The sequence below is a fragment of the Azospirillum sp. TSO22-1 genome, from assembly GCF_003116015.1.
GTDB lineage: Bacteria > Pseudomonadota > Alphaproteobacteria > Azospirillales > Azospirillaceae > Azospirillum.
Map to the genome: position 1 here is coordinate 25159 of NZ_LGQZ01000053.1, position 23349 is coordinate 48507.

At 70.8% G+C, this 23349-nt stretch carries 25 protein-coding genes; 19 read left to right on the forward strand and 6 right to left on the reverse strand.

Going from position 1 to position 23349, the window contains the following annotated elements:
- Positions 1 to 4 precede the first annotated feature (4 nt).
- A complete protein-coding gene (speB, locus tag TSO221_RS14455; protein ID WP_109119210.1) occupies positions 5 to 1054 on the forward strand; it encodes an agmatinase in 1050 nt (349 codons plus the stop codon).
- A 4-nt stretch (positions 1055 to 1058) separates the two neighbouring features.
- Positions 1059 to 1829: a carbon-nitrogen hydrolase family protein gene (locus tag TSO221_RS14460; RefSeq protein ID WP_109119211.1), complete on the forward strand. Its 771-nt coding sequence runs from the start codon at positions 1059 to 1061 to the stop codon at positions 1827 to 1829.
- Here the strand turns inward: TSO221_RS14460 and TSO221_RS14465 are convergent.
- Positions 1817 to 2773, reverse strand: a complete 957-nt coding sequence (locus TSO221_RS14465) for an SIS domain-containing protein (RefSeq protein ID WP_247878053.1) — start codon at positions 2771 to 2773, stop codon at positions 1817 to 1819. The genes TSO221_RS14460 and TSO221_RS14465 overlap by 13 nt on opposite strands.
- A gap of 273 nt (positions 2774 to 3046) precedes the next feature.
- Here TSO221_RS14465 and edd point away from each other — a divergent pair, with 273 nt between their 5' ends.
- The 15 genes from edd to gndA all read left to right on the forward strand — a co-directional run bounded on the left by edd (position 3047) and on the right by gndA (position 17209).
- Positions 3047 to 4876, forward strand: coding sequence for a phosphogluconate dehydratase (edd, locus tag TSO221_RS14470; protein WP_109119212.1), 1830 nt, complete (start codon positions 3047 to 3049; stop codon positions 4874 to 4876).
- Positions 4877 to 4886: 10 nt separating this feature from the next.
- A complete protein-coding gene (gene eda, locus TSO221_RS14475) occupies positions 4887 to 5537 on the forward strand; it encodes a bifunctional 4-hydroxy-2-oxoglutarate aldolase/2-dehydro-3-deoxy-phosphogluconate aldolase (RefSeq protein WP_109119213.1) in 651 nt (216 codons plus the stop codon).
- Positions 5534 to 6082: a gluconokinase gene (locus tag TSO221_RS14480; RefSeq protein ID WP_199229482.1), complete on the forward strand. Its 549-nt coding sequence runs from the start codon at positions 5534 to 5536 to the stop codon at positions 6080 to 6082. Before eda ends, TSO221_RS14480 begins: the two co-directional genes overlap by 4 nt.
- Entirely contained in the window at positions 6079 to 6597 is a 519-nt protein-coding gene (locus TSO221_RS14485) for a TRAP transporter small permease (protein WP_109119214.1), read from the forward strand. The genes TSO221_RS14480 and TSO221_RS14485 overlap by 4 nt, the downstream gene beginning before the upstream one ends.
- Positions 6598 to 6615: 18 nt before the next feature.
- A complete protein-coding gene (locus tag TSO221_RS14490; protein WP_109119215.1) occupies positions 6616 to 7893 on the forward strand; it encodes a TRAP transporter large permease subunit in 1278 nt (425 codons plus the stop codon).
- A 49-nt stretch (positions 7894 to 7942) separates the two neighbouring features.
- Positions 7943 to 8950, forward strand: coding sequence for a TRAP transporter substrate-binding protein (locus TSO221_RS14495; protein ID WP_109119216.1), 1008 nt, complete (start codon positions 7943 to 7945; stop codon positions 8948 to 8950).
- A 263-nt stretch (positions 8951 to 9213) separates the two neighbouring features.
- Positions 9214 to 9888: an amino acid ABC transporter permease gene (locus TSO221_RS14500; protein WP_109119217.1), complete on the forward strand. Its 675-nt coding sequence runs from the start codon at positions 9214 to 9216 to the stop codon at positions 9886 to 9888.
- A 13-nt stretch (positions 9889 to 9901) separates the two neighbouring features.
- Entirely contained in the window at positions 9902 to 10555 is a 654-nt protein-coding gene (locus TSO221_RS14505) for an amino acid ABC transporter permease (RefSeq protein WP_199229483.1), read from the forward strand.
- Positions 10556 to 10602: 47 nt separating this feature from the next.
- Positions 10603 to 11403 (forward strand): transporter substrate-binding domain-containing protein, encoded by an 801-nt coding sequence (locus TSO221_RS14510; RefSeq protein ID WP_109119218.1) that lies wholly within the window; start codon positions 10603 to 10605, stop codon positions 11401 to 11403.
- 34 nt (positions 11404 to 11437) lie between these two features.
- Complete coding sequence (locus TSO221_RS14515) at positions 11438 to 12226, forward strand: amino acid ABC transporter ATP-binding protein (protein ID WP_158284096.1); 789 nt, start codon at positions 11438 to 11440, stop codon at positions 12224 to 12226.
- Positions 12227 to 12381: 155 nt separating this feature from the next.
- Positions 12382 to 13320 (forward strand): 2-hydroxyacid dehydrogenase, encoded by a 939-nt coding sequence (locus tag TSO221_RS14520; RefSeq protein WP_109119219.1) that lies wholly within the window; start codon positions 12382 to 12384, stop codon positions 13318 to 13320.
- Between the two features lie 3 nt (positions 13321 to 13323).
- Complete coding sequence (locus TSO221_RS14525; RefSeq protein ID WP_109119220.1) at positions 13324 to 14391, forward strand: LacI family DNA-binding transcriptional regulator; 1068 nt, start codon at positions 13324 to 13326, stop codon at positions 14389 to 14391.
- Positions 14388 to 15125, forward strand: a complete 738-nt coding sequence (locus tag TSO221_RS14530) for a fumarylacetoacetate hydrolase family protein (RefSeq protein ID WP_109119221.1) — start codon at positions 14388 to 14390, stop codon at positions 15123 to 15125. Before TSO221_RS14525 ends, TSO221_RS14530 begins: the two co-directional genes overlap by 4 nt.
- A gap of 3 nt (positions 15126 to 15128) precedes the next feature.
- Positions 15129 to 15635 carry a gluconokinase gene (locus tag TSO221_RS14535; protein ID WP_109119222.1) on the forward strand — a complete coding sequence of 169 codons (507 nt, stop codon included), beginning with the start codon at positions 15129 to 15131 and terminating at the stop codon, positions 15633 to 15635.
- Between the two features lie 167 nt (positions 15636 to 15802).
- Complete coding sequence (gene gndA / locus TSO221_RS14540) at positions 15803 to 17209, forward strand: NADP-dependent phosphogluconate dehydrogenase (protein ID WP_109119223.1); 1407 nt, start codon at positions 15803 to 15805, stop codon at positions 17207 to 17209.
- A gap of 12 nt (positions 17210 to 17221) precedes the next feature.
- Here gndA and TSO221_RS14545 read toward each other — a convergent pair whose 3' ends face one another.
- From TSO221_RS14545 to TSO221_RS14565, 5 genes are all read right to left on the reverse strand, one after another.
- A complete protein-coding gene (locus TSO221_RS14545) occupies positions 17222 to 17569 on the reverse strand; it encodes a cytochrome c (RefSeq protein WP_109119224.1) in 348 nt (115 codons plus the stop codon).
- A complete protein-coding gene (locus tag TSO221_RS14550; protein WP_109119225.1) occupies positions 17566 to 18834 on the reverse strand; it encodes a PQQ-dependent sugar dehydrogenase in 1269 nt (422 codons plus the stop codon). The genes TSO221_RS14545 and TSO221_RS14550 overlap by 4 nt, the downstream gene beginning before the upstream one ends.
- A gap of 223 nt (positions 18835 to 19057) precedes the next feature.
- Positions 19058 to 20278: an FAD-dependent oxidoreductase gene (locus TSO221_RS14555; RefSeq protein WP_247878054.1), complete on the reverse strand. Its 1221-nt coding sequence runs from the start codon at positions 20276 to 20278 to the stop codon at positions 19058 to 19060.
- Entirely contained in the window at positions 20278 to 20601 is a 324-nt protein-coding gene (locus tag TSO221_RS14560; RefSeq protein ID WP_109119226.1) for a 2Fe-2S iron-sulfur cluster-binding protein, read from the reverse strand. Before TSO221_RS14560 ends, TSO221_RS14555 begins: the two co-directional genes overlap by 1 nt.
- A 111-nt stretch (positions 20602 to 20712) precedes the next feature.
- The gene (locus TSO221_RS14565; protein WP_109119227.1) at positions 20713 to 21882 is read right to left on the reverse strand and encodes a cytochrome P450; all 1170 of its coding nucleotides are present in this window, start codon (positions 21880 to 21882) and stop codon (positions 20713 to 20715) included.
- A gap of 173 nt (positions 21883 to 22055) precedes the next feature.
- Between TSO221_RS14565 and TSO221_RS14570 the strand changes: the two genes are divergently transcribed.
- A complete protein-coding gene (locus tag TSO221_RS14570) occupies positions 22056 to 22967 on the forward strand; it encodes a helix-turn-helix domain-containing protein (protein WP_109119228.1) in 912 nt (303 codons plus the stop codon).
- A gap of 279 nt (positions 22968 to 23246) precedes the next feature.
- A partial coding sequence (locus TSO221_RS36405) for an FAD-dependent oxidoreductase (protein WP_146208806.1) occupies positions 23247 to 23349 on the forward strand: 103 nt, incomplete at its 3' end.

Below are 23349 nucleotides of genomic sequence, written 5' to 3' on the forward strand. Positions count from 1 at the left end.
CCCGATGATCGATCCGACCAAGCTCGACCGTTTGCGTACGAAGTACAGCGGCAGCGGCGGCGACGACTTCCACGACCCGGAGTTCCAGCGCGTCGCGGCGCTGCAGTTCTCCGCCGGCGGGCGGCGCGTGCAGCCCTTCGCCGGGGTGTCGACGTTGCTCGACGCGCCGTACCGGCCGGACGCGCCGGACAGCCCGGACTTTGGCGGCCTGGATATCGCGCTGATCGGCGTGCCGATGGACCTCGGCGTCACCAACCGCGCCGGCGCCCGCCTCGGGCCGCGCGCGGTGCGGGCGGTGGAGCGCATCGGCCCGTACGAGCACGCGCTGCGCATGGTGCCCTCGGCCAGCTGCAAACTCGCCGACGTCGGCGACGTGCCGCTGTCCAGCCGGTTCAGCCTGGAGGCCTGCCACGCCGATATCCTGGCCTTCTACACCCGCATGACAGACGCCGGCGTGGTGCCGCTGTCGGTGGGTGGCGACCACTCCATCACCTACTCGATCCTCAAGGCGCTGGGGCGGGAGCGGCCGGTCGGCATGGTGCATTTCGACGCGCACTGCGACACCGGCGGCGCCTACGAGGGGGCGAAGTTCCACCACGGCGGACCGTTTCGGCAGGCGGTGCTGGACGGTGTGCTCGACCCCGAGCGCACCGTGCAGATCGGCATCCGCGGCAGCACCGAGTATTTGTGGGAGTTCTCCTACGACTCCGGCATGACGGTGATTCACGCCGAGGACATCCCGGAGCGCGGCGTCCGCTCGGTGATCGAGGAGGCGCGGCGGGTGATCGGCGACGGGCCGGTCTACGTCTCCTTCGACGTGGACTGCCTGGACCCGGTGTTCGCACCGGGCACCGGCACACCGGAGGTCGGCGGGCTGACGACGCGCGAGGCGTTGCAGATCCTGCGCGGGCTCGCCGGGCTCGACGTCATTGGCGGCGACGTGGTGGAGGTGGCGCCGCAGTACGACGCCACCAGCAACACCGCCCACGCCGGCGCGCAGATGCTGTTCGAGATTCTCTGCCTCGCCGTCGGCGCTCTCCAGAAACGGGGGTGAGGCCGTGCGGATCGCGCTGTGGCAGACGGGCGGCTTCGCCTTCGACCGGCTGGAGACGGCGGCGCGCGACGCGGCGGGGCAGGGGGCGGACCTGCTGGTCGGGCCGGAGATGCTGCTGAGCGGCTACGACATCGGGGCGGAGGCGGTGCGCGCCGCCGCCGAGCCGCCGGACGGTCCCTCCGCCGCCCGCGTCGCCGTCATCGCCGCCGCAGCCGGCATCGCCGTGCTGTACGGCTATCCGGAGCTGGGCGCGGACGGCGCGGTGTACAACGCGGCGCGGCTGATCGGCCGCGACGGTCGGCCGCTGCTCAACCAGCGCAAGACGCACCTGTACGGCGCGCTCGACCGCGCCATGTTCGCGGCCGGGGGCGACGACTTTCCCCTGGCGAAGGTCGGCGGCCTGCGCTGCGGCGTGCTGATCTGCTACGACGTGGAGTTCCCCGAACTGGTGCGCCGCCACGCGCTGGCCGGGGCCGACGCGGTGCTGGTGCCGACCGCGCTGATGGAGCCGTACGACGTGGTCGCCACCACCATCATTCCGGCCCGCGCCTTCGAGAACGGCCTGTTCGTCGCCTACGCCAACCGCTGCGGCCGCGAGGGCGATCTCGTATACTGCGGGCTCAGCGCCGTCGCTGGCCCGGACGGCACCGTGGTGGCGCGGGCGGGGAGGGGGGAGGCGATGCTGATCGCCGATCTCGACCCGGAGCGCCTGTCAGCGGTGCGCGCCGCCGGCACCCACCTCGCCGACCGCCGGCCGGAGCTTTACCGCCCCTGACGCCGGGTGCGGCCCTTGCCGCCCGGCGGCGCGTCGCGGGCCGTGCGGGTGGCGGCCAGCACCGTCTTCACCCGCGCCAGATGGCGCCCGGCGGCGGTGCCAAGGCGCAGCGCCACGCCGGTCGACAGCACATCGACGATGGCGAGGTGGATGAGGCGCGAGGCCATCGGCGTGTAGACCTCGGCGTCCTCCACCGGGGCGGTGCCGACGGCCACCGTGGCCGCCGCGGCCAGCGGCGAGTCGGGCGCGGTGATGGCGACCACCGGCACGCCCTGGGCGCGCGCCGCCTCGGCCAGCTCGATCATCGCCAGCGTGCGGCCGGTGTTCGACACCGCCAGCAGCACGCCGCGCTGGCTGCCCAAATTGACCGCCAGCATGTGCACCAGCATCGGGTCGGGGCTGGACTGCGCGGTCATGCCCAGGCGCAGCAGCTTGTGCGCCGCGTCCGCCGCCACGCTGGCCGAGGCGCCGACGCCGGTGCACAGCACGCTCGACGCGCCGGCCAGCAGATCCACCGCCTGCGCCACCGCGTGCGCGTCCAGCTGGCCGGCGGCGTCGTTCAACGCCGCGGCGGCCGATGAAAAGATTTTTCGCGTCACCGCCGACAGATCGTCGTCCGGCTCCACGTCCTGGCTGACGAAGGGCGTGCCGCCGCGCGCCTGGCATTCGGCCAGCCGCAGCTTGAAGTCGGGGAAGCCGCCGCAGCCGACGCTGCGGCAGAAGCGCACGACCGTCGCCTCGCTGACCTGCGCCGCCCGCGCCAGCGCGGTGACGCTCTGGCCCAGCACCTTCTGCGGGTCCACCAGCACCATGTCCGCCACCTGGCCTTCGGAGCGCTTCAGCTCCGCCCGGCGCTGGCGGATGTGGTCGAGGATGTTGAGCGGCGTGAGCATGGCGTCGGGTCCATTCGGTCTCGGCGGGTCGGTCGCGGCGGCGCCCGTCATCCTCCGGCCATCCGGAAGGGCGCGCAAGCCCCGTGCTGCGCGGCGGCAATTTTCACCACGCGACCGGAACGGTACACCATAGCGCTGCGAAATGAAAAAAATTTTCTTCACAAAACGTCGCCGTGGGCGTATAGCTCGGCTCAGAACAGGTCTCGGCAGAAGACCGGATGGAGGAAGCCCCGAAGGGACTTGACCCCGCGCCGCCGCAAGGGACGGCCGCGCACCACCTCCGCTCCGTTCGACCGCCGGGCCGCCCGACCAGGGAAGCGCCCGATGCCCGCACCGCTCCACGACGTCGTCCACCGGGTCACCCGGCGGATCGCCGACCGCAGCCGCGACAGCCGCTCGGCCTATCTGGGCCGGCTGGAGGCCGCGGCCGGGCGCCCGCGCCGGCACCGTCTGGGCTGCGCCAACCTCGCGCACGCCTTCGCCGCCTGCTCCGCGGCCGACAAGGCGGGGCTGCGCGGCGGCGAGGCGCCGGCCATCGGCATCGTCACCGCCTACAACGACATGCTCTCGGCCCATCAGCCCTACGCGGCGTACCCGGACCTCATCAAGCCGGCGGTGCGCGCGGCCGGCGGAGTCGCCCAGGTGGCCGGCGGCGTCCCGGCGATGTGCGACGGCGTCACCCAGGGCCACGCCGGCATGGAGCTGTCGCTGTTCAGCCGCGACCTCATCGCCATGGCGACCGCGGTGGCGCTGTCGCACGACGCTTTCGACGGCGTGCTGTGCCTGGGCGTGTGCGACAAGATCGTGCCGGGCCTGCTGATCGGCGCCTTGTCCTTCGGCCATCTGCCGGCGCTGTTCGTGCCGGCCGGCCCGATGCCATCGGGGCTGTCGAACCCTGAGAAGAGCCGGGTGCGCCAGCTGCACGCCGAGGGCAAGGTCGGCCGCGACGCGCTGCTGGACGCCGAGGCGGCGGCTTATCACGCGCCGGGCACCTGCACCTTCTACGGCACCGCCAACACCAACCAGATGCTGATGGAGGTGATGGGGCTGCACCTCCCCGGCGCCAGCTTCGTGCCGCCCGGCACCGCCCTGCGCGATGCGCTCACCGCGGCGGCGGCGCGCCGGGTGGTGGAGCTGACCGCGCAGCGCGGCACCCCGCTGCCGCTCGGCATCCAGGTGGACGAGCGCGCCGTGGTCAACGGCATCGTCGGGTTGCTGGCGACCGGCGGCTCGACCAACCACACGCTGCACATCCCGGCCATCGCCGCGGCGGCCGGCATCCAGGTGGCCTGGGAGGATTTTTCCGAGCTGTCGGCGGTGGTGCCGTTGCTCGCCCGCGTCTACCCCAACGGCCCGACCGACGTGAACCGCTTTCACGCCGCCGGCGGCATGCCCTTCGTGATCGGCGAACTGCTGGATGCCGGTCTGCTGCACGCCGACGCGCGCACCGCCGCCGGCGACCTGGAGCCTTACCGGACCATGCCGGCGCTGGACGGCGAGGCGCTGGTGTGGGGAGCGCCGCACGCAGTGTCCGACCCGATGGTGATCGCGCCTGTGGCAGAACCCTTCGCCCGCGACGGCGGCCTGCGCGTGCTGTCCGGCACCCTCGGCCGCGCGGTCGTGAAGGTCTCCGCGGTGGCGCCGGAGCACCGCGTCGTCGAGGCGCCGGTGCGCGTCTTCGACCACCAGGACGGCGTGCAGCAGGCCTTCGCCCGCGGCGAGCTGGACCGCGACGTCATCGTCGTGGTGCGCTTCCAGGGGCCGCAGGCCAACGGCATGCCGGAGCTGCACAAGCTGATCCCGCCGCTGGGCGTGGTGCAGGACCGCGGCCACCGGGTGGCGCTGGTCACCGACGGCCGGCTGTCCGGCGCGTCCGGCAAGGTGCCCGCCGCCCTGCACGTGACGCCGGAGGCCGCGGCCGGCGGCCCGCTGACCCGCCTGCGCGACGGCGACGTGGTCCGCCTGGACGCCGAGGCCGGCACGCTGGAGGCGCTGGTCGGTGCCGCGGAATGGCAGAGCCGTGCTGCGGGACCGACCGAATCTGCCTCCCCGGATGCATTCGGCTGCGGCCGTGAACTGTTTGCCGTCTTTCGAGGCGCCGTCGGCGGTGCGGAGAGCGGTGCCTCCATCTTCCGCCGCACCGCCGGTGCCTGAGAGGTCGACCATGCGCTCCGAACGCGCTTCCCTTGCTGCCGTCCTCGGCCGCGCGCCGGTGATCCCGGTGCTGGTTGTCGACGACGCGGCGGTGGCCGTGCCGCTGGCCCGCGCCCTGGTGGCCGGCGGTCTGCCGGTGCTGGAGGTGACGCTGCGCACCCCCGCCGCACGCGAGGCCGTCCGCCGCATCCGCGCCGAGGTGCCGGAGGCCGTCGTCGGCGTCGGCACCGTCCTGACGCCCGAGCAGCTGCGCGAGGCGGAGGCCGACGGCGCCGCTTTCGCGGTCAGTCCCGGCGCCACGCCGCGCCTGCTGGACGCCGCGGTCGATACGGCGGTGCCGCTGCTGCCCGGCGTCGCCACGGTCGGCGAGGCGATGGCGGCGGCCGAGCGCGGCTACGCCTTCCTCAAGTTCTTCCCGGCCGAGGCGGCGGGCGGTGTCGCTGCGCTGCGCGCCATGGCCTCGCCGCTGCCGCACCTGCGCTTCTGCCCGACCGGCGGCATCGGCCCGGACAAGGCGGCGGAGTACCTGCGGCTGCCCAACGTGGTGTGCGTCGGCGGCTCCTGGCTGACGCCACCCGCGGCCCTGAAGGCCGGCGACTGGGAGGCGATCCGCGTTGCCGCCGGCCGGGCCGCCGCCCTGCGCTATGGGCCGAATGCATGAGCACCAACCCGATCATCGTCGTCATGGGCGTGTGCGGCTGCGGCAAGTCCGAGGTCGGCCGCCGGCTGGCCGAGCGGCTGGGCTGCCGCTTCGTCGAGGGTGACGAGCACCACCCGCCCGCCAACATCGCCAGGATGTCGGCCGGCACGCCGCTGACCGACGAGGACCGCTTCGGCTGGCTCGCCACGCTGGCCGGCTTCATCGCCGAGGCGGACCGGCGTGGCGAGGGGCTGGTGCTGTCCTGCTCGGCGCTGAAGCGCCGGTACCGCGACCAGCTGCGCGGCGGCAGCCGGCGCGTCGCCTTCCTGCACCTGCACGGCGACAAGGCGCTGATCACCGAACGGATGGAGGCGCGCTCGGCGCACTTCATGCCGGCCAGCCTGATCGACAGCCAGTTCGCCGCGCTGGAGATCCCCGGCCCCGACGAGGCGGCGTGGACCGCCGACATCGCCCGCCCGCCGGGCGCCATCGTCACCGACTTCCTCGCCCGCCTGCCGGGCCTGCCGCCCCCGACCGCCAACACCCCCGCGGAGGACCCCGCATGAAACGATTCGTGGATGCCCTGGAGACCCTCACCGAGTGGATCATGGCGCTGATGCTCGCCGCCATGGTGGCGCTGGTCTTCGGCAACGTGGTCCTGCGCTACGTCTTCCACAGCGGCATCGTCGCCGCCGAAGAACTGGCGCGCCTGCTGTTCGTCTGGATGGTGTTCCTGGGCGCCACGGTGGCGCTGCGGACCAACCAGCACATCGGCCTGGAGATGCTGCAGGAGCGGCTGTCGCCCAAGGGACGCCGGGTGTGCGCCTTCGTCAGCCACCTGCTGATGCTCTACGCCATCTGGCTGTTCATCGAGGGCAGTTGGATGCAGCTGCTGATCGGCCTGGACACCTATTCCACCGTGCTGCGCTTCCCGATGGCGTTTTACGCGGCGGCCGGCTTCGTGCCGAGCCTCGCTATGGCCTGCACGCTGCTCGCCAATCTCGCGAAGATCCTGAGCGGCCATCCGGAGGCGCGCATTCCTGGCGATCCGGCGGCCGGCGAAGCCGCCTTCGCCGAATAACCAGCGGGGACACGTGCCATGACCATCGCGATTTTCCTGTTCTCGCTGTTCGGCTTCATGCTGCTCGGCATGCCGATCGCCTTCGCCCTGATGCTGACCGGCGTCGCGCTGATGGCGCACCTCGACTTCTTCGACGCCCAGCTGCTCGCCCAGAACATGCTGAGCGGCGCCGACAACTACCCGCTGCTCGCCGTGCCGTTCTTCCTGCTGGCCGGCGGCCTGATGAACCAGGGCGGCATCTCGCGCCGCATCGTCGATCTGGCGGTCACCCTGTTCGGCCACATCCGTGGCGGCCTCGGCTATGTCGCCATCGGCGCGGCGGTGATCCTGGCCAGCCTGTCCGGCTCGGCCATCGCCGACACCGCGGCGGTGGCGACGCTGCTGATCCCGATGATGCGGGACAACGGCTACAACCTCGACCGCTCGGCCGGACTGATCGCCTCCGGCGGCATCATCGCGCCGATGCTGCCGCCCAGCATGTCCTTCATCATCTTCGGCGTCACCACCAACATCTCGATCACCAAGCTGTTCATGGCCGGCATCGCGCCGGGGCTGATGATGGCGGCGGTCCTGGTGGCGACCTGGGTGTGGGTGGTGCGGCGGGAGGACACGCCGACGGCCCCCAAGCAGTCCTGGGCGGTCCGTGGCAAGGCGCTGGCCAACGCCTTCTGGGCGCTGCTGCTGCCGGTCATCATCGTCGGCGGCCTGCGCGGCGGCGTCTTCACCCCGACCGAGGCGGCCGTCGTGGCGGCGGTGTACGCCTTCGTCGTCAGCTGCTTCGTGTACCGCAGCCTCAGCTTCGCGGACCTGCCGGCGATCTTCATCAGCGCGGCGCGCACCACCGCCGTGGTGATGTTCCTGGTCGCGGCGGCGCTGGTCACCTCGTACATGATCACGCTGGCCGACCTGCCGGGCATGCTGATCGAGGTGCTGGAGCCGCTGCTCGACAATCCCAAGTGGCTGATGGCGGCGATCATGGTCGCGCTGACGCTGGTGGGCACGGCGATGGACCTGACGCCGACCATCCTGATCCTCGGCCCGGTGCTGGTGCCGCTGATCACCCGCGCCGGCATCGACCCCGTCTACTTCGGCGTGATGTTCGTGATGGTCGGCGCCGTCGGCCTGCTGACGCCGCCGGTCGGCACCGTGCTGAACGTGGTGTGCGGCGTCGCCCGCGTCAGCATGGAGGGGATCATCAAGGGCGTCTGGCCCTACGTGATCACCTACACGCTGCTGCTCGGCGTCTTCGTCGCCTTCCCCGAGCTGATCACCGTCCCGGCGCGCTGGCTGCACTGACCGCCCGGCCATCCTTTCCATCGATTCAACCAAGACCGAGGGAACCACCATGAAGACCAGGATCGCGGCGCTCACCGCCGCACTCGCCCTGTTCGTCGGCGCCGGCGCGGCGACCGCGCAGGACGTCAAGCCCCGCCTGATCCGCTTCGGCTACGGCCTGTCGGAAAGCTCCAACCAGGGCCGCGCGGTCAAGTTCTTCGCCGACGAGCTGGCGAAGCGCTCCGGCGGCAAGCTGAAGGTGAAGGGCTTCGGCGACGCCAGCCTGGGCAACGACATCCAGATGCAGCAGACGCTGATCGGCGGCGCGCAGGAGATGATGGTCGGCTCGACCGCCACGCTGGTCGGCATCGTCAAGGACTTCGCGGTCTACGACCTGCCGTTCCTGTTCAACAACGAGCAGGAAGCCGACGCCGTCCTCGACGGCGCGTTCGGCCAGAAGCTGACGGCGAAGCTGGAGGAGAAGGGGCTGGTCGGCCTGGTCTACTGGGAGAACGGCTTCCGCAACCTGACCAACTCCAAGCGTCCGGTGACCAAGGCTGAGGACCTCGGCGGCATCAAGCTGCGCGTGATGCAGAACCCGGTCTACATCGACATGTTCAACCGCTTCGGCGCCAACGCGGTGCCGCTGGCCTTCGCCGAGCTGTTCACGGCGCTGGAGACCGGCACGGTGGACGGTCAGGAGAACCCGGTCACCACCATCCAGTCCTCGAAGTTCTACGAGGTGCAGAAGTACCTGACCATCTCCAAGCACGTCTACAGCCCGTGGATCGTGCTGGCCTCCAAGCGCTGGTTCGACGGCCTGTCCAACGACGAGCGCAAGATCATCCGCGAGGCGGCGGTGGCGTCGCGCGACTTCGAGCGCAAGGACAGCCGCGAGCTGTCGCTGCAGTCGGTCACCTTCCTGAAGGAGAAGGGCATGCAGATCAACGAGCTGTCCGACGCCGAGCTGAACCGCATGCGCGATTTGGTCAAGCCGGCGTTCGACAAGTACGCCGCCGAGGGCGGCGCCGAGCAGCTGAAGGACCTGCAGGCGGAGATCGCCAAGGTGCGGAAGTAAGCTTCGTAAAGCCCCTCCCCCCTTGAGGGGGAGGGGTTGGGGAGAGAGGGATGGCGGGCGGAGCCCGCAAGAGACTCCGGCCACCCTCTCCCCAACCCCTCTCCCGTCAAGGGAGAGGGGCTTTGCTGCTTTCACCGCAAACACTCCGCCTCCCCAACCTCTCCCTCCTTGCCTTTTTGGATCGATCCAATTACCCTGTCCGAAAGCGTGCCTGATATGGCAGCCGGTGGCCCGCAGAAGGCCCCGACGGAGGAGGGACGTCCGTGAACTACTCATTCCAGTTCGACGCGGTCATCGCGTCGTGGGACTACCTGCTCACCGGCGCGTGGCTGACCATCCGGCTGTCGCTGGGCGCCATGGTGCTGGGGCTGATCGTCGCCATCCTGTGCGCGCTGGGCAAGACCTCGGGGCCGAAGCCGGTGCGCTGGCTGATCAACGCCTACATCGAGGTGATCCGCAACACGCCCTTCCTGGTGCAGATCTTCCTGATCTTCTTCGGGCTGCCCAGCATGGGCCTGATGCTGTCGCCGGACATGGCGGCGCTGATCGCCATGGTCGTCAACGTCGGCGCCTACGCCACCGAGATCATCCGCGCCGGCATCGAATCGATCCAAAAAGGACAGGTCGAGGCGGGTCTGGCGCTGGGCCTCAGGCCGCTCCAGGTCTTCCGCTACGTCATCCTCAAGCCGGCGCTGCGCACCGTCTACCCGGCGCTGACCAGCCAGTTCATCCTGCTGATGCTCAGCTCCAGCGTGGTCTCGGCCATCTCGGCGGACGAGCTGACCTCGGTCGCCAACAACATCCAGTCGCAGACGTTCCGCAGCTTCGAGATCTACATCGTCGTCACCGCCATGTACCTCGTCATGGCGATGATGTTCTCAGGCCTGTTCGCGGCGATCCACCGCCTCGTCTTCACCTACGACCTCGAACGCCGCTGAGGGGAGGCCCGCCATGATCCGCTCCTTCAGCATCAACGAGTTCTATTTCCTGCTGAGCGCCGTGCAGTGGACGCTGGCGCTGTCGGCCATCGCCTTCCTGGGCGGCGCCATCGCCGGGCTGCTCATCGCCCTGGGGCGCACCTCGCCGATCAAGCCGGTCCGGCTGGCCGCCACCGGCTACATCCAGGTGTTCCAGGGCACGCCGCTGCTGATGCAGCTGTTCCTGGTGTTCTTCGGCGCCACCGTGCTGGGCATCGACATGAACCCGTGGGCGGCCGCCGCGCTCGGCCTGACGCTGAACGCCAGCGCCTTCCTGGGCGAGATCTGGCGCGGCTGCATCCAGTCGGTGCCGCGGGGGCAGTGGGAGGCGGCGTCGGCGCTCGGCCTGCGCTACCCGGGGCTGATGCGCTACGTCATCCTGCCGCAGGCGGTGAAGGTGGCGCTGCCGCCCACCGTCGGCTACCTCGTGCAGCTCATCAAGGGCACGTCGCTGGCCGCCATCATCGGTTTCACCGAGCTGACCCGCGCCGGCCAGATCGTCAACAACGCCACGTTCCAGCCCTTCCTGGTGTTCAGCATCGTGGCGGCCCTGTACTTCGTCCTGTGCTGGCCGCTGTCGCTGCTGGCCGCCCGCCTCGAAGCGCGCTACGCCGCGCCCGGCCGCTGACTCCGTTTTCACCAACCATAAGCAATCGCAAACAGAGGGAGCCCACCATGTCCGTCTCGATTTCCCGCCGCCTCGCCGTTGCCGGCGCCTTCGTCGCCACGGCGGTCGCCTTCACGATGCCGGCGAGCGCCCAGACCGTCGATGAGATCAAGGCCAAGGGCAAGGTGACCATCGGCATGCTGGTGGACTTCCCGCCGTTCGGCATCACCACCGCCGACGGCAAGCCGGACGGCTACGACGCCGACGTCGCCAAGCTGCTGGCCAAGCACATGGGCGTGCCGGTGGAGATCGTGCCGGTTACCGGCCCGAACCGCATCCCCTACCTGCTGACCAACAAGGTCGACCTGCTGGTCGCCTCGCTGGGCATCACCGAGGAGCGCGCCAAGCAGGTGCTGTTCTCCAAGCCCTACGCCGCCATCGAGATCGGCGTGCTCGCCACGCAGAAGACCGCGATCAAGGAGGCCGGCGACCTCGCCAGCAAGCGCATCGGCGTCGCCCGCGCCAGCACCCAGGACCAGGGCGTCACCGCCGTGGCGCCGAAGGAGGCGCGCATCATGCGCTTCGACGACGACGCCAGCGCCGTGCAGGCGATGCTGTCGGGGCAGGTCGACGCGCTGGGCATCAGCAACGTCGTCGCCCAGCAGATCAAGAAGATGGCGCCGCAGAACAACTACGAGATGAAGTTCGTGCTGCGCAGCCAGGTGCAGGGCATCGCCATGCGCCTCGGCCAGGACAGCCTCGCCACCTGGGTCAACACCTTCGTCGATACGGTGAAGGCCAACGGCGAGTTGAACGCCATCCATCAGAAGTGGCTGGGCAGCGATCTGCCGGCGGTCTTGAAGAACTGACGCGCGACGCTGCCCGAGCCCGGAGGACCAGACCATGACGCTGAACGACGATCGCACGGAAGCCCCCGTGCCGAGATCCATGAGCGATGAGATCATCATCCGCATGGAGGGCGTGCAGAAGTGGTTCGGCGACTTCCAGGCGCTGAAGGACGTGAACCTGGAGGTGCGCAAGGGCGAGCGCATCGTGGTCTGCGGTCCTTCCGGCTCGGGCAAGTCGACGCTGATCCGCTGCATCAACCAGCTGGAGCAGCACCAGCAGGGCCGCATCGTGGTGAACGGCATCGAGCTGGGGGCGGGTGCCCGCCACCTCGACGCCGTGCGCCGCGAGGTCGGTATGGTGTTCCAGTCGTTTAACCTGTTCCCGCACCTGACCGTGCTGCAGAACTGCATGCTGGCGCCCTTGAAGGTGCGCGGCATGGCGAAGGACGAGGCGAAGGCCATCGCCATGAAGTACCTGCAGCGCGTCCGCATCCCCGAGCAGGCCGACAAGTTCCCCGGCCAGCTCTCCGGCGGCCAGCAGCAGCGCGTCGCCATCGCGCGGGCGCTGTGCATGAACCCGAAGATCATGCTGTTCGACGAGCCGACCTCGGCGCTGGATCCCGAGATGGTCAAGGAGGTGCTGGACACCATGATCAGCCTCGCCCAGGACGGCATGACCATGCTGTGCGTGACGCACGAGATGGGCTTCGCCAAGTCGGTCGCCGACCGCGTGATCTTCATGGACCGCGGCGAGATCGTCGAACAGAACACGCCGGAGGAGTTCTTCTCCAACCCCCGGTCGGAGCGCACCAAGCTGTTCCTCAGCCAGATCCTCTCGCATTAGGAAACCCTCCCCCGTCCCCGGCGGGGGAGGGAGGGACCCGCGCAGCGGGAGGGTGGGGGCAACGGCTTTCGGGAATGGCCATAGCCCCCACCCCGGCCCTCCACCAGCGGGGCTGGGGGAGGGTGTTGAAGCCAACGTCTGTTAAGGACCCAGTCATGAAGCCCGAGATCATCCTGGTCGAACCCATGATGGCGAGCGTCGAGGCGGCGCTGGACGCGGCGTACACTGTCCATCGCCTTGCCGCCGCGCCCGACAGGGCGGCGCTGCTGGCCGCGGTGGGGCCGCGCGTGCGCGCCGTCGTCACCGGCGGCGCCACCGGGGTGAGCAACGCCGTCATGGACGCCTGCCCGAACCTCGGCGTCGTCACCATCAACGGCGTCGGCACCGACGCGGTGGACCTCCGGTACGCCGCCGGCCGCGGCATCCGCGTCACCAACACGCCGGGCGTGCTGACCGAGGACGTGGCGGACCTGGCGCTCGGGCTGATCATCGCGGTGTCGCGCCGGCTGATCGTCGGCGACCGCTTCGTGCGCGCCGGGCAGTGGCCCAAGGCGAAGCTTCCGCTCGCCCGCAAGGTGACCGGCAAGCGGCTGGGCATCTTCGGCCTGGGCCGCATCGGCCGCGCCATCGCCGAGCGCGCCGCCGGCTTCGGCATGAGCATCGCCTACACCAACCGCACGGTCTGCGAGGACGTGCCGTACCGCTGCCTTGGCTCGCTGGAGGAACTGGCGCGCGAGAGCGACATCCTGGTGGTCGCCGCCTCGGCCGGGCCGGAGAACCGCAACCTCGTCGGCCGCGCCGTGCTCGACGCGCTGGGGCCGGAGGGCGTTCTCATCAACGTCGCGCGGGGCAGCATCGTCGATGAGGCGGAACTGGTGGCCGCGCTGACCGAAGGCCGCCTCGGCGCCGCCGGGCTGGACGTCTTCGCCGACGAGCCGAACGTGCCGCAGGCGCTGTGGAGCCTCGACAACGTCGTCCTCCAGCCGCACGTGGCGAGCGCCACGGTGGAGACGCGCACGGCCATGGCCGACCTCGTGCTGGCGAACCTCGAGGCCTTCTTCGCCGGGCAGCCCTTACCGACCCCCGTGGTGTGAGGCATGGCCGTCCAGGACGAGCATACCGGCTCCGACGGGGGCCGCATCACGCTGACCGAGGTCGCCCGGCACGCCGGGGTGTCGCGGTCCACGGTGTCGCTCGTCCTGCGCGGCAGCCCGCTGGTGGCGCAGGAGACGCGCGACCGCGTCCAGGCCTCCATCGAGGCGCTCGGCTACATCTACAACCGCGGCGCCGCCACGCTGCGCGCCGCGCGCACCGACGTGGTCGGGCTGCTGGTCAGCAAGATCGACAACTCCTTCTACGGCGAGCTGACCGCCGGGGTGGACGAGGTGCTGGACGAGCAGGGCATCGTCGCCTTCCTCGGCAACACCGCGGAATCGCTGGAGCGCCAGGACCGCTTCCTGCTGCGCATGCGCGAGCACAACGTCGACGGCGTCATCCTCTGCCCGGCCGCCGGCACGCAGCCGGAGCTGCTGGAGCGCCTGCGCCGCTGGCGGATGCCGTGCGTGCAGGCGCTGCGCTTCCTGGCGGCCAACGACGGCGACTACGCCGGCGTCGACTACCAGTTCGGCATGGAAATGGTGACCGAGCACCTGATCCGCCTGGGCCACACGCGCATCGCCTTCGTCGGCGGCAACCTCGCGCACTCCGCCACCGCAGCGCGGCGCGCCGGTTTCGCCGCGGCGATGCGGCGGCACGGGCTGTCGCCGGATCTGGTGGTGCGCTGCCCGCTCACCCGCCGCGCCGGGGTGGAGGCCATCGGCACTCTGCTCGACCGGCCCGGCCCGCCGACCGCCGCGCTGTGCTTCAACGACGACGTCGCCTTCGGCGTCATCCTCGGGCTAGAGACGCGCGGCCTGCGCGCCGGGCGCGACGTCGCGGTCACCGGCTTCGACGACATGCCCGAGGCGGCGCTGAGCCGCCCGGCGCTGACCACCGTCTCCACCTCCGCCCGGCAGATCGGGCAGGAGGCGGCGCGCCTGCTGCTGCGCCGCCTCGCCGACCCGCAAGGCGCCGTGGAGCGCGTCATCCTTCCCTCCCGCCTGGTCGTCCGCGAATCCTGCGGCGCCCTGGTGCAAAGACAAACGAACCAAAGGACCGATCCATGAACGCTGCCGTCGACGCGCTGCTGGAAGCGCGCGCCACCCGCCGCTGGCTCACCGCGCTGCCGGACGCGCCCGCCGACATGGCCGGCGCCTACGCCATCCAGGACGCGGTCGCCCGCCGCCTCGGCCCGGTCGTCGCCTGGAAGGTCGGTGCCGCCTCGCCGGAGGCCGAGCCGTTCCGCGCGCCGCTCAACGCCGCCACCGTGTTCGAGGGCGTCGAGCGCCTGCCGGCCGCCATGTTCCAGGTCATCGGCGTGGAGGCGGAGATCGCTTACCGCATGGCCCGCGACCTGCCGCCCCGGTCCACCCCCTACACGCGCGAGGAGGTGCTGGACGCCGTCGCCTCCGTGCACCCGGCGTTCGAGATCGTCGACACCCGCTTCGCCGGCTACGGCTCGCAGGACCGCTTGAGCCACATGGCGGATCAGACCAACCACGGCGCGCTGGTCGTCGGCCCGGCCATCGCCGACTGGCGCGCGCTCGACCCGCTCGCCGAGCGCATCGCGCTGGACGTGGACGGCGAGACGAAGATCGAGGTGGTCGGCGGCAACAGCGGCGGCGACGCGGTGCGCCTGCTGGTGTGGATGGCGAACGAGGGGGCGCGCAGCTTCGGCGGCCTGCACGCCGGCGAGGTGGTGACCACCGGCTCCCCCATCGGCTCGGTGTTCGTGCAGCCGGGCAGCCGCTCGGTGGCGCGTTACGGCACCATGGGCAGCATCGCCCTGACGGTAGACTGACGCATGGGCCCGGTGGACGCGATCGTGGTGATGGGGGTGAGCGGTTGCGGCAAGACCTCGGTCGGGCGGCATCTGGCGCACCTCCTCGGCTGGCCGTTCCTGGAGGGCGACGCCTTCCACCCGCCGGAGAACGTCGCGAAGATGGCCGCCGGGACCCCTCTGCAGGACGAGGACCGCTGGGGCTGGCTCGACACCATCGGCAACCGGCTGGCGCTGGCGCGGACCGAGGGCCAGCCGGTGGTGGTGTCGTGCTCGGCACTCAAGCGCCGCTACCGCGACCGGCTGCGCGCTCAGGCGCCGAACATCCTGTTCGTGCACCTGACCGGCGACCGGGCGACGATCCTGGAGCGCATGGCGCGCCGCACCGGGCACTACATGCCGGCGAGCCTGCTCGACAGCCAGCTCGCCGACCTGGAGCCGCCCGGAGCCGACGAGCGGGCGCTGGCTTGTGACATCGGCCCGATGCCGGAGGCGATCGCTGCGCAACTTGCCGCGGCGATCGCGGTTTGACCTTTCTATTCGTCATCCCCGCGAAAGCGGGGATCCATGCTCGCGTCCGCGAGCCATATGAGTCATGTCGCCGCTGCCGCGGCTCTCCCTGGATCCCCGCCTTCGCGGGGATGACGGCGGAAAGAGCGCTTGCGATGGCGATTGGGAACTGACGGAGACCAAAAGCGATGGCCCAGAACAGCGTGGCCGACATCGGCGTCATCGGGTTGGGCGTCATGGGACGCAACCTCGCCGCCAATCTCGCCGACCACGGGGCGGCGGTCGCCGGGTACGACCTCGACGAGGGGCGCCGCGCCGCCTTCCTGGCGGCGATGCCGGCCGGCATCGTCTGCGCCGGGGTGCCGGAGCTGCTGGCCGCGCTGAAGGCGCCGCGCGTCGTGCTGCTGATGGTGCCGGCCGGGGCGGCGGTGGACGCGCTGCTCGGCGTGCTGCTGCCGGACCTCCAGGCCGGCGACGTGCTGATCGACGGCGGCAACTCGCACTACGCCGACACCCGCCGCCGCGCGGCGCTGGCGGCGGAGGCGGGGGTGCACTTCGTCGGCCTCGGCGTGTCGGGCGGCGAGGAGGGGGCGCGGCACGGCCCGGCGCTGATGGCCGGCGGCACGCCGGAGGGGATCGGGCGCGTGGCGCCGCTGCTGCAGGCCATCGCCGCGCGCGCCGGCGACGGCGCGCCGTGCTTCGCCCGCGTCGGGCCGGACGGCGCCGGCCACTTCGTGAAGATGATCCACAACGGCATCGAATACGCCGACATGCAGCTGATCGCCGAGGGCTATCACCTGCTGCGCCACCTCGGCGGCCTCGGCTACGAGCGGCTGGCCGAGACCTTCGCGGAGTGGAACCGCGGCGAGTTGGCCTCCTACCTGATGGAGATCACCACCGACATCCTGCGCACCGCCGACCCGGCGACCGGCGGCCCGATCCTGGAGGTCATCCAAGATGCCGCCGGGCAGAAGGGCACCGGCCACTGGGCGACCACCACCGCCATGGAGCTCGGCATGCCCGCCCCGACCATCGCCGAGGCGGTGCACGCCCGCTGCCTGTCGGCGCTGAAGGCCGAGCGGCTGCGCGCCGCCGCCGCCTTCCCGCCGCCGCCGGCCGCCGCGGTGCCAGGCGACCTCGCGGCGGCGGTCGGCGACGCGCTGCTGTGCGGGCGGATCGCCGTCTACGCCCAGGGCTTCGCGGTGATCGCCGCGGGCAGCGCGCGGTTCGGCTGGGACGTCGATCTGGCGGCGGTCGCCTCGGTGTGGCGGGGCGGGTGCATCATCCGCGCCCGGCTGGTCGACCGCATCCTCGACGCGCTGACCCGCGCGCCGGACCTGCCCAACCTGATGTTCGACCCGGACATCGGTGCGCTGCTGGCGCGTGGCGAGGCCGGCTGGCGACGCGCGGTCGGCGCCGCGGTCGCCGCCGGGCAGCCGGTGCCAGCGATGGCGTCGGCGCTGGCCTACTGGGACGGCTACCGCAGCGGCCGGCTGTGGGCGAACATGATCCAGGCGCAGCGCGACTACTTCGGTGCGCACGGCTATGAGCGCATCGACCGCCCGGGCATGGTGCACACGCAGTGGACGCCGTAGGAGAAGGGCCGCTCAGGGCGGCGCCTTCACCTCCACCGGGATGGCGCTGTAGTAGGCGGCGAGGTCGTCGATGTCCTGCTCGCTGAGGGCCGGCGCCACCAGCGACATCATCTCGTTGCGCCGGGCCCCGGTCTTGTAGTCGGTCAGCGCCTTCTTCAGGTACAGCTCCTGCTGGCCGGCGAGGTTCGGCGCCTGCGGGATCTTCGCCACGCCGTCCATGCCGTGGCAGGTCTGGCACTGGCCGGCCTTGCGCTTGCCGGCCTGCGGATCGCCGGCCTGCGCCAGCGCGGGCCACAGCGCCAGCAGCAGGCCGGCCGCCGCGAGACGGCCGGCCGGCCGCGAGGGAGGACGCACCCTCATCGCTGGTAGGAGATCCGGTAGATGGCGCCCGCCAGATCGTCGGACACCAGGAGCGAGCCGTCGATCAGCACGGCGACGTCCACCGGCCGCCCGAGGTACTCGCCGTCCTTGGTCTTCCACCCGTCGGCGAAGACCTCGGTCTTGTCGGCGGTGCCGTCCGGCTTTAGGCTGGTGAACATGATGCGGGCACCCACCGGATTGGTGCGGTTCCACGAGCCGTGCTGGGCGGAGAAGATGCCGCCCCGGTACTTCGCCGGGAATTGCGTGCCGTTGTAGAAGGTCATGCCCAGGTCGGCGGCGTGCGCGTCCATCTCCACCTGCGGGAAGACGGCGTTGGCCGGCGCCTGCTGGTCCTTGTACTCGGTGGTGCGGGTCTTGCCGCCGCCGTAGTACGGGAAGCCGAAGTTCAGCCCCGGCTTGTCCGCCCGGTTCAGCTCGCCCGGCGGGATGTCGTCGCCCATGCCGTCCACCTGGTTGTCGGTGAACCACAGCGACTTGTCCTTCGGGTTGAAGTCCATGCCGACCGAGTTGCGGATGCCCCAGGCGAAGACCTCGCGGTTCTTGCCCTCGCGGTCCATGCGGACGATGCCGCCGATGCCGGCCTCCTTGTAGAGCTCCATCTTCTCCGGCGCGAAGACGTTGAAGGGCTGCCCCAGGGTTATGTAGAGCTTGTCGTCCGGGCCGACGCGGCAGACGCGGGCGGTGTGGTTGTAGCTCTCCTCCTCTTTGGGGATCAGCTCGCCGCCCTTGACCACCTGGAAGGCGGCGACGTCGGCGCCCTCGTAGAAGAACTCGGCGGCGGGGAAGACCAGCACCCGGTTCTGCTCGGCGATGAACAGGAAGCCATCCTTCGAGAAGCAGACGCCGTTCGGCACCGAGAAGCCGATCGATGGCGCGAACTGCTTCACCTCGTCGGCGACGCGGTCCTTGTCGCGGTCGGTGACGGCGTAGACCTTGGTCTTGCGGGTGCCGACGAAGAGCGCCACGCCCTGCGGCCCGACCGCCATGTGGCGGGCGTCCGGCACGATGGCGTACAGCGAGATCTTGAAGCCCTGCGGCAGCTTGATCTGCGACAGCGTCTTCTTGATGGCCTCGGCTTTCGGCCCGGTCTGCGGGATGGTCGGGATGTCCGTCATCTCGCCGGTGGTGCGGAAGTTGCCGAGCTTCTCCAGGTTGCCGGGCGGGTTCGGCAGGTCCTGCGCCCAGGCGGGCACGGCGAAACACAGGGCCGCAACGGAAACGGCGGCCTTCAACGCGGCTTTCATGGTCTTCCTCCCCTTTTTTGATCCGTCCTGACGGTGTTCGTTCGAACGTTGCTTGGGGCAGCCGGGAACCTCCTCCGTCCGTTGCGGGACAGGGGCGGGCACGCTCGATTGTTCTGCCATGTCAGGTGGAGAAAGACTGTCGTTCGCCGTGTACGAACGGCAAGGGAAACGATGGTTCTATGAAGCCCCAGCGGGGCAATCCACAGGGATGCTCCGCCGGGTCTCAGCGGGTCAGCGACGCCAGCGGGAACGCCGGGTCTTCCGCCTGCTCGGGCGTCAGCGGCGCCTTCCTGTCGAGGAGCTTGCGGCCCAGCATGTGGTCCTGCGGCCGGTTGAGGGAGTCGATGGCCAGCAGAGCGCCGTCGCGGAAATAGAAGGCCGAGAAGCGCCGCTCCGCCGGCTCGCCGCGCACGACGATTTGGTCGTGCCCGGCCGAGAGCCCGACGATCTGCAGCTTCACGTCGTACTGGTCCGACCAGAACCACGGCGCCGCCGTGAAGGGCCGCTCGCGCCCCAGCAGCGCCGCCGCGGCCGACTTCCCCATCTCGACGGCGTTCTGCACGGATTCCAGGCGCAACACGCCGTACGCCCCGCGCCGCACCGTGCAGTCGCCGACCGCGACGATGGCGGGATCGTCGGTGCGCCCGCAGTCGTCCACCACCACGCCGCCGTCGCAGGCGATGCCGCTCGCGGCGGCCAGCTCGGCGTTCGGGATGATGCCGATGCCGACCACCACCACGTCGGCCGGGTGCCGGCCGCCGTCGGCGGTGCATACCGCGGCGACGCGGCCGTCCCGCCCCTCCAGCTCGACCACCTTGGCGCCGAGATCCACGGTGACGCCGTGGGCGCGGTGCAGTCCGGCGAAGACGTCCGCCAGGAACGGCGTGGCCGAGCGCGCCAGCAGGCGGTCCGCCGCCTCCAGCACGGTGACCTCGCGGCCCATCTTGCGCGCCACCGCCGCGACCTCCAGCCCGATGAAGCCGCCGCCGATCACCACGACGCGCTCCGCCCCCTCCAGCGCCGCGCGCAGCCGCTGCGCGTCGGCCAGCGTGCGCAGGCTCAGCACGCCCTCCAGTTCGGCTCCCGGCACCGGCAGCGGCCGGCCCCGCGCGCCGGTGGCGAGCGCCACGCCGCGGTAGGGCAGGATGCGCCCGTCGCTCAGCGCGACCCGCCGCGCTGCCCGGTCGATGGATGCGACCCGCAAGCCGGTGAGCAGCTCAATGCCGTGCTTCCCGAAGAATTCGTGGCCGCGGATGGCGATCTGCGCCTCGTCCATGGCGCCGGTCAGCATCGCCTTGGACAGCGGCGGCCGGTGGTAGGGGGCCTGCGGCTCCTCGCCGATCAGGGTCAGCGGGCCGTCCCAACCTTCGGCGCGCAGGGACTCGGCGACCTGCAGGCCGCCTTGCCCGGCGCCGATGACGACCATCCCCGGCGCGGCGGCCATCAGCTCTGCGCCTCCGGCAGGCGCAGCACGAGGCCGTCGAGCGCCTCGCTCACCTTGAGCTGGCAGGACAGCCGGCTGTTGGGCAGCCGTTCGGCGGCGGTGCACTCCAGCATCGCCTCCTCGGTCTCGCTGGGCGCGGGGAGCGCGTCGACGAACGCCTCGTCCACGTAGCAATGGCAGGTGGCGCAGGCGCAGGAACCACCGCACTCCGCCTCGATGCCTTCGACGCCGTTCTGCACGGCGCCCTGCATGACCGTCCAGCCGACGGGGATGTTGACGACCAGACGCTCGCCGGAGTGCTCGATGAAGGTGATCTTCGCCATGATGCTGTTCTCGTGTGAAAGGGCTTGGACCCGCGCGCCGTCACCCGGACTTTGCAAGGTCGGCGCGCGGGAGCCTGGGTCAAGGGCGTTTCCGCTCTGTGGAAAAAAGGCCTATGCCCAGGCGGCGGCCAGCTCCAGGCGGGTCGGGCTGCGGAAGGTGGTGGACGGCATCCAGGGCAGCTGCTCCTGCACCCGCTCGAACTCGGGCACGCGCTTCAGCAACTCCTCGAAGGCGACGCGCGAGGCGAGGCGCGCGAAGGCGGTGCCCAGGCAGGCGTGCACGCCGCCGCCGAAGCCCAGGTGGCCCTTCGGCTTGCGGTCGATGTCGTAGCGGTCGGCGTCGGGGAAGCGCCGTTCGTCGCGGTTGCCGGAGCCGTAGGCGAGGCAAACGAAGTCGCCCGCCCGCATGGTCTGGCCGTGCAGCGTCACGTCCTTCTGCAGGCAGCGGCGGAAGCGCTGGGCCGAAGTGTTGAAGCGCAGCGACTCCTCCACCGCGTCGGGGATCAGCGCCGGGTTGGCGGCCAGCCGGCGGCGCGCGTCGGCGTGGTCGGCGAGGTTGTAGGCGAACATGGTCAGGAAGCCCGACAGGGACTCGATGCCGGCCATGATCAGCGTGGTGACGGTCATCTGCACCTCGCGCTCGGCCAGCTTCTCGCCGTTGACCTCGGCCTGGATCAGCGCGGTGATCAGGTCGTCGCCCGGCTCGCGCGTGCGCAGCTCGACGAGGCTCTTGGCGTAGTCGCTCATCCACTGGAAGGCGGCGAGGTGCTCCGGCCCCTTCTGGCGGGTGCGCGGGTCGGACTGCACCATCAGCACGGCCTTGTCGCGCACCATCCGCTCGTTCTCGCGCGGCAGGTTGAACAGGCCGAACAGCACGTCCACGGTGACCTTGCTGGAGAAGTCGTTGACGAAGTCGAAGGTCTTCTCCCCCTGCACCGCGTCCAGCGCCCGGTTGGCCGAGGCGCGCACCGGCTCCACCAGCCCCTCCACCGCCTTGCGGGTGAAGGCGAACTGGACGATGCCGCGCAGGCGGTCGTGGCGCGGCGGGTCGGTGGTGCCCAGCGTGTTGCCGGCGCGGTTGGGCATCTCGTCCATCAGGTTGCCCTTGGCCGAGGAATAGGTCTCCCAGTCGTTCAGCGCGGTGACGATGTCGTCGTAGCGCGACAGCACCCACATGTTGGCTTCCTCGCTCCAGAAGCACGGGTGTTCGTCGCGCAGGGTCCGGTAGAACGGGAAGGGGTCGGCGTCGATCGCCGGCGAATACGGGTCGAAGCGGAACATCCGCGTTTCCTCCATCATCCCAAGGATTTGTTTTGCTTTGTTTCGGGTGGGTGCGGCGCGTGACGGCACCCCCAGCCTGTCCAGGATGACTCCGCGCGCCCCGCGGCGGAATGGACGATGGGGCGGAAGACTTGTACTATTCGGACATAATTGGCCACACGAAGGAATCGCGGATGGAGGTCGGGAGCGCCACGCGGATTCCCCGGTTCGCGCTGTACGGCGAGGAGATGCAGGGCGCCGCAGACGCCGGCTTCGTCCATGTCGAGGACATCCGCAGCCGCAGCCGCCTGTACAATTGGGAAATCCAGCCGCACACCCACCGCGGCCTGTTCCAGACCGTGGTGGTGCTGGATGGCGGGGCGCGCATCCAGCTCGACGACCGCGCCGTGGAGATCGCGGGGCCGCACGCCGTCGTCATCCCGCCCGCGTCCGTGCACGCCTTCCAGTTCCGGCCCGACAGCCACGGCTATGTCCTGACGGTGGCGGAGGCGATGCTGTTCCAGGGCGCCGGCGTGCAGAGCCGGCCGCTGTTCGAGGCGTTGTTCCTGGAACCCGCCATCGTCGATCTCGCCCACGACCCGGAGACCGCCGGCCGCATCGACGCGCTGTTCGGGCACCTGATGGCGGAAGCCCGCTGGCGCCAGCCCGGGCAGGCGCTGATGTCGGAATGGCTGGTCGGCGCCGTGCTGCTGATGATCGAGCGGCAGCGCGCGCTGTCCTTGAAACCATTGGGCACCGCGTCCCGGACGGAGCGCGCCCGCGCCGCGCTGTTCGCCCGCTTCCGCGCGCTGGTCGAGGAGCACTACGCCGAGCACTGGCCGATCCCGCGCTACGCCGACGCACTGGGCGTGACGGAGCGGCAGCTCACCCGCCTGTGCCGGCTGCACGGTGACCGCTCGGCCTTCGAGGTGGTGCAGGACCGCCTGCTGCTGGAGGCGCGGCGGCGGCTGATCTACATCGCGGCGCCGGTGTCGCTGCTGGCCTACGAACTGGGGTTCGAGGACCCCGCCTACTTCAGCCGCTTCTTCAAGAAGCTCACTGGAATGACCCCGGCGGCGTTCCGGCGGCAACGCGGCGGGCTGTAGGCAGCCGTAGTCCCTCCCCAGCCTCCGGCGGGGGAGGGAGGGGCCCAAGCGCAGCTTGGGAGGGTGGGGGCTACGGCGGAACTGGCAGGCTTGATTCTTGGGCACACCGCTGCCCCCACCCCAGCCCTCCCCCGGCGGGGCCGGGGGAGGGTGTGAATTTTCGAATTGAGTTCACTTTTTTCGTATTGTGCGCGAAACCGCGCGCGCTTATGGTCATGTCCTAGGCGAACAATGCGCCATCCGAACGGCTGGCGGAAACAAACGATCAAAGGGGAGGGGATGGTGAAGGTCCACGACCTTGCCATCATCGGCGGCGGCATCAACGGCTGCGGCATCGCGCGCGACGCGGCGGGGCGGGGCGCCTCGGTCTTCCTGTGCGAGC

Excerpts from the sequence above, each read along its gene's own strand:
- speB (WP_109119210.1), top strand. The coding sequence starts at position 5 with ATGATCGATCCGACCAAGCTCGACCGTTTGCGTACGAAGTACAGCGGC.
- TSO221_RS14465 (WP_247878053.1), bottom strand. The coding sequence starts at position 2,773 with ATGACGGGCGCCGCCGCGACCGACCCGCCGAGACCGAATGGACCCGAC.
- edd (WP_109119212.1), top strand. The coding sequence starts at position 3,047 with ATGCCCGCACCGCTCCACGACGTCGTCCACCGGGTCACCCGGCGGATC.
- eda (WP_109119213.1), top strand. The coding sequence starts at position 4,887 with ATGCGCTCCGAACGCGCTTCCCTTGCTGCCGTCCTCGGCCGCGCGCCG.
- TSO221_RS14480 (WP_199229482.1), top strand. The coding sequence starts at position 5,534 with ATGAGCACCAACCCGATCATCGTCGTCATGGGCGTGTGCGGCTGCGGC.
- TSO221_RS14485 (WP_109119214.1), top strand. The coding sequence starts at position 6,079 with ATGAAACGATTCGTGGATGCCCTGGAGACCCTCACCGAGTGGATCATG.
- TSO221_RS14490 (WP_109119215.1), top strand. The coding sequence starts at position 6,616 with ATGACCATCGCGATTTTCCTGTTCTCGCTGTTCGGCTTCATGCTGCTC.
- TSO221_RS14495 (WP_109119216.1), top strand. The coding sequence starts at position 7,943 with ATGAAGACCAGGATCGCGGCGCTCACCGCCGCACTCGCCCTGTTCGTC.
- TSO221_RS14505 (WP_199229483.1), top strand. The coding sequence starts at position 9,902 with ATGATCCGCTCCTTCAGCATCAACGAGTTCTATTTCCTGCTGAGCGCC.
- TSO221_RS14510 (WP_109119218.1), top strand. The coding sequence starts at position 10,603 with ATGTCCGTCTCGATTTCCCGCCGCCTCGCCGTTGCCGGCGCCTTCGTC.
- TSO221_RS14515 (WP_158284096.1), top strand. The coding sequence starts at position 11,438 with ATGACGCTGAACGACGATCGCACGGAAGCCCCCGTGCCGAGATCCATG.
- TSO221_RS14520 (WP_109119219.1), top strand. The coding sequence starts at position 12,382 with ATGAAGCCCGAGATCATCCTGGTCGAACCCATGATGGCGAGCGTCGAG.
- TSO221_RS14525 (WP_109119220.1), top strand. The coding sequence starts at position 13,324 with ATGGCCGTCCAGGACGAGCATACCGGCTCCGACGGGGGCCGCATCACG.
- TSO221_RS14530 (WP_109119221.1), top strand. The coding sequence starts at position 14,388 with ATGAACGCTGCCGTCGACGCGCTGCTGGAAGCGCGCGCCACCCGCCGC.
- TSO221_RS14535 (WP_109119222.1), top strand. The coding sequence starts at position 15,129 with ATGGGCCCGGTGGACGCGATCGTGGTGATGGGGGTGAGCGGTTGCGGC.
- gndA (WP_109119223.1), top strand. The coding sequence starts at position 15,803 with ATGGCCCAGAACAGCGTGGCCGACATCGGCGTCATCGGGTTGGGCGTC.
- TSO221_RS14545 (WP_109119224.1), bottom strand. The coding sequence starts at position 17,569 with ATGAGGGTGCGTCCTCCCTCGCGGCCGGCCGGCCGTCTCGCGGCGGCC.
- TSO221_RS14550 (WP_109119225.1), bottom strand. The coding sequence starts at position 18,834 with ATGAAAGCCGCGTTGAAGGCCGCCGTTTCCGTTGCGGCCCTGTGTTTC.
- TSO221_RS14555 (WP_247878054.1), bottom strand. The coding sequence starts at position 20,278 with ATGGCCGCCGCGCCGGGGATGGTCGTCATCGGCGCCGGGCAAGGCGGC.
- TSO221_RS14560 (WP_109119226.1), bottom strand. The coding sequence starts at position 20,601 with ATGGCGAAGATCACCTTCATCGAGCACTCCGGCGAGCGTCTGGTCGTC.
- TSO221_RS14565 (WP_109119227.1), bottom strand. The coding sequence starts at position 21,882 with ATGTTCCGCTTCGACCCGTATTCGCCGGCGATCGACGCCGACCCCTTC.
- TSO221_RS14570 (WP_109119228.1), top strand. The coding sequence starts at position 22,056 with ATGGAGGTCGGGAGCGCCACGCGGATTCCCCGGTTCGCGCTGTACGGC.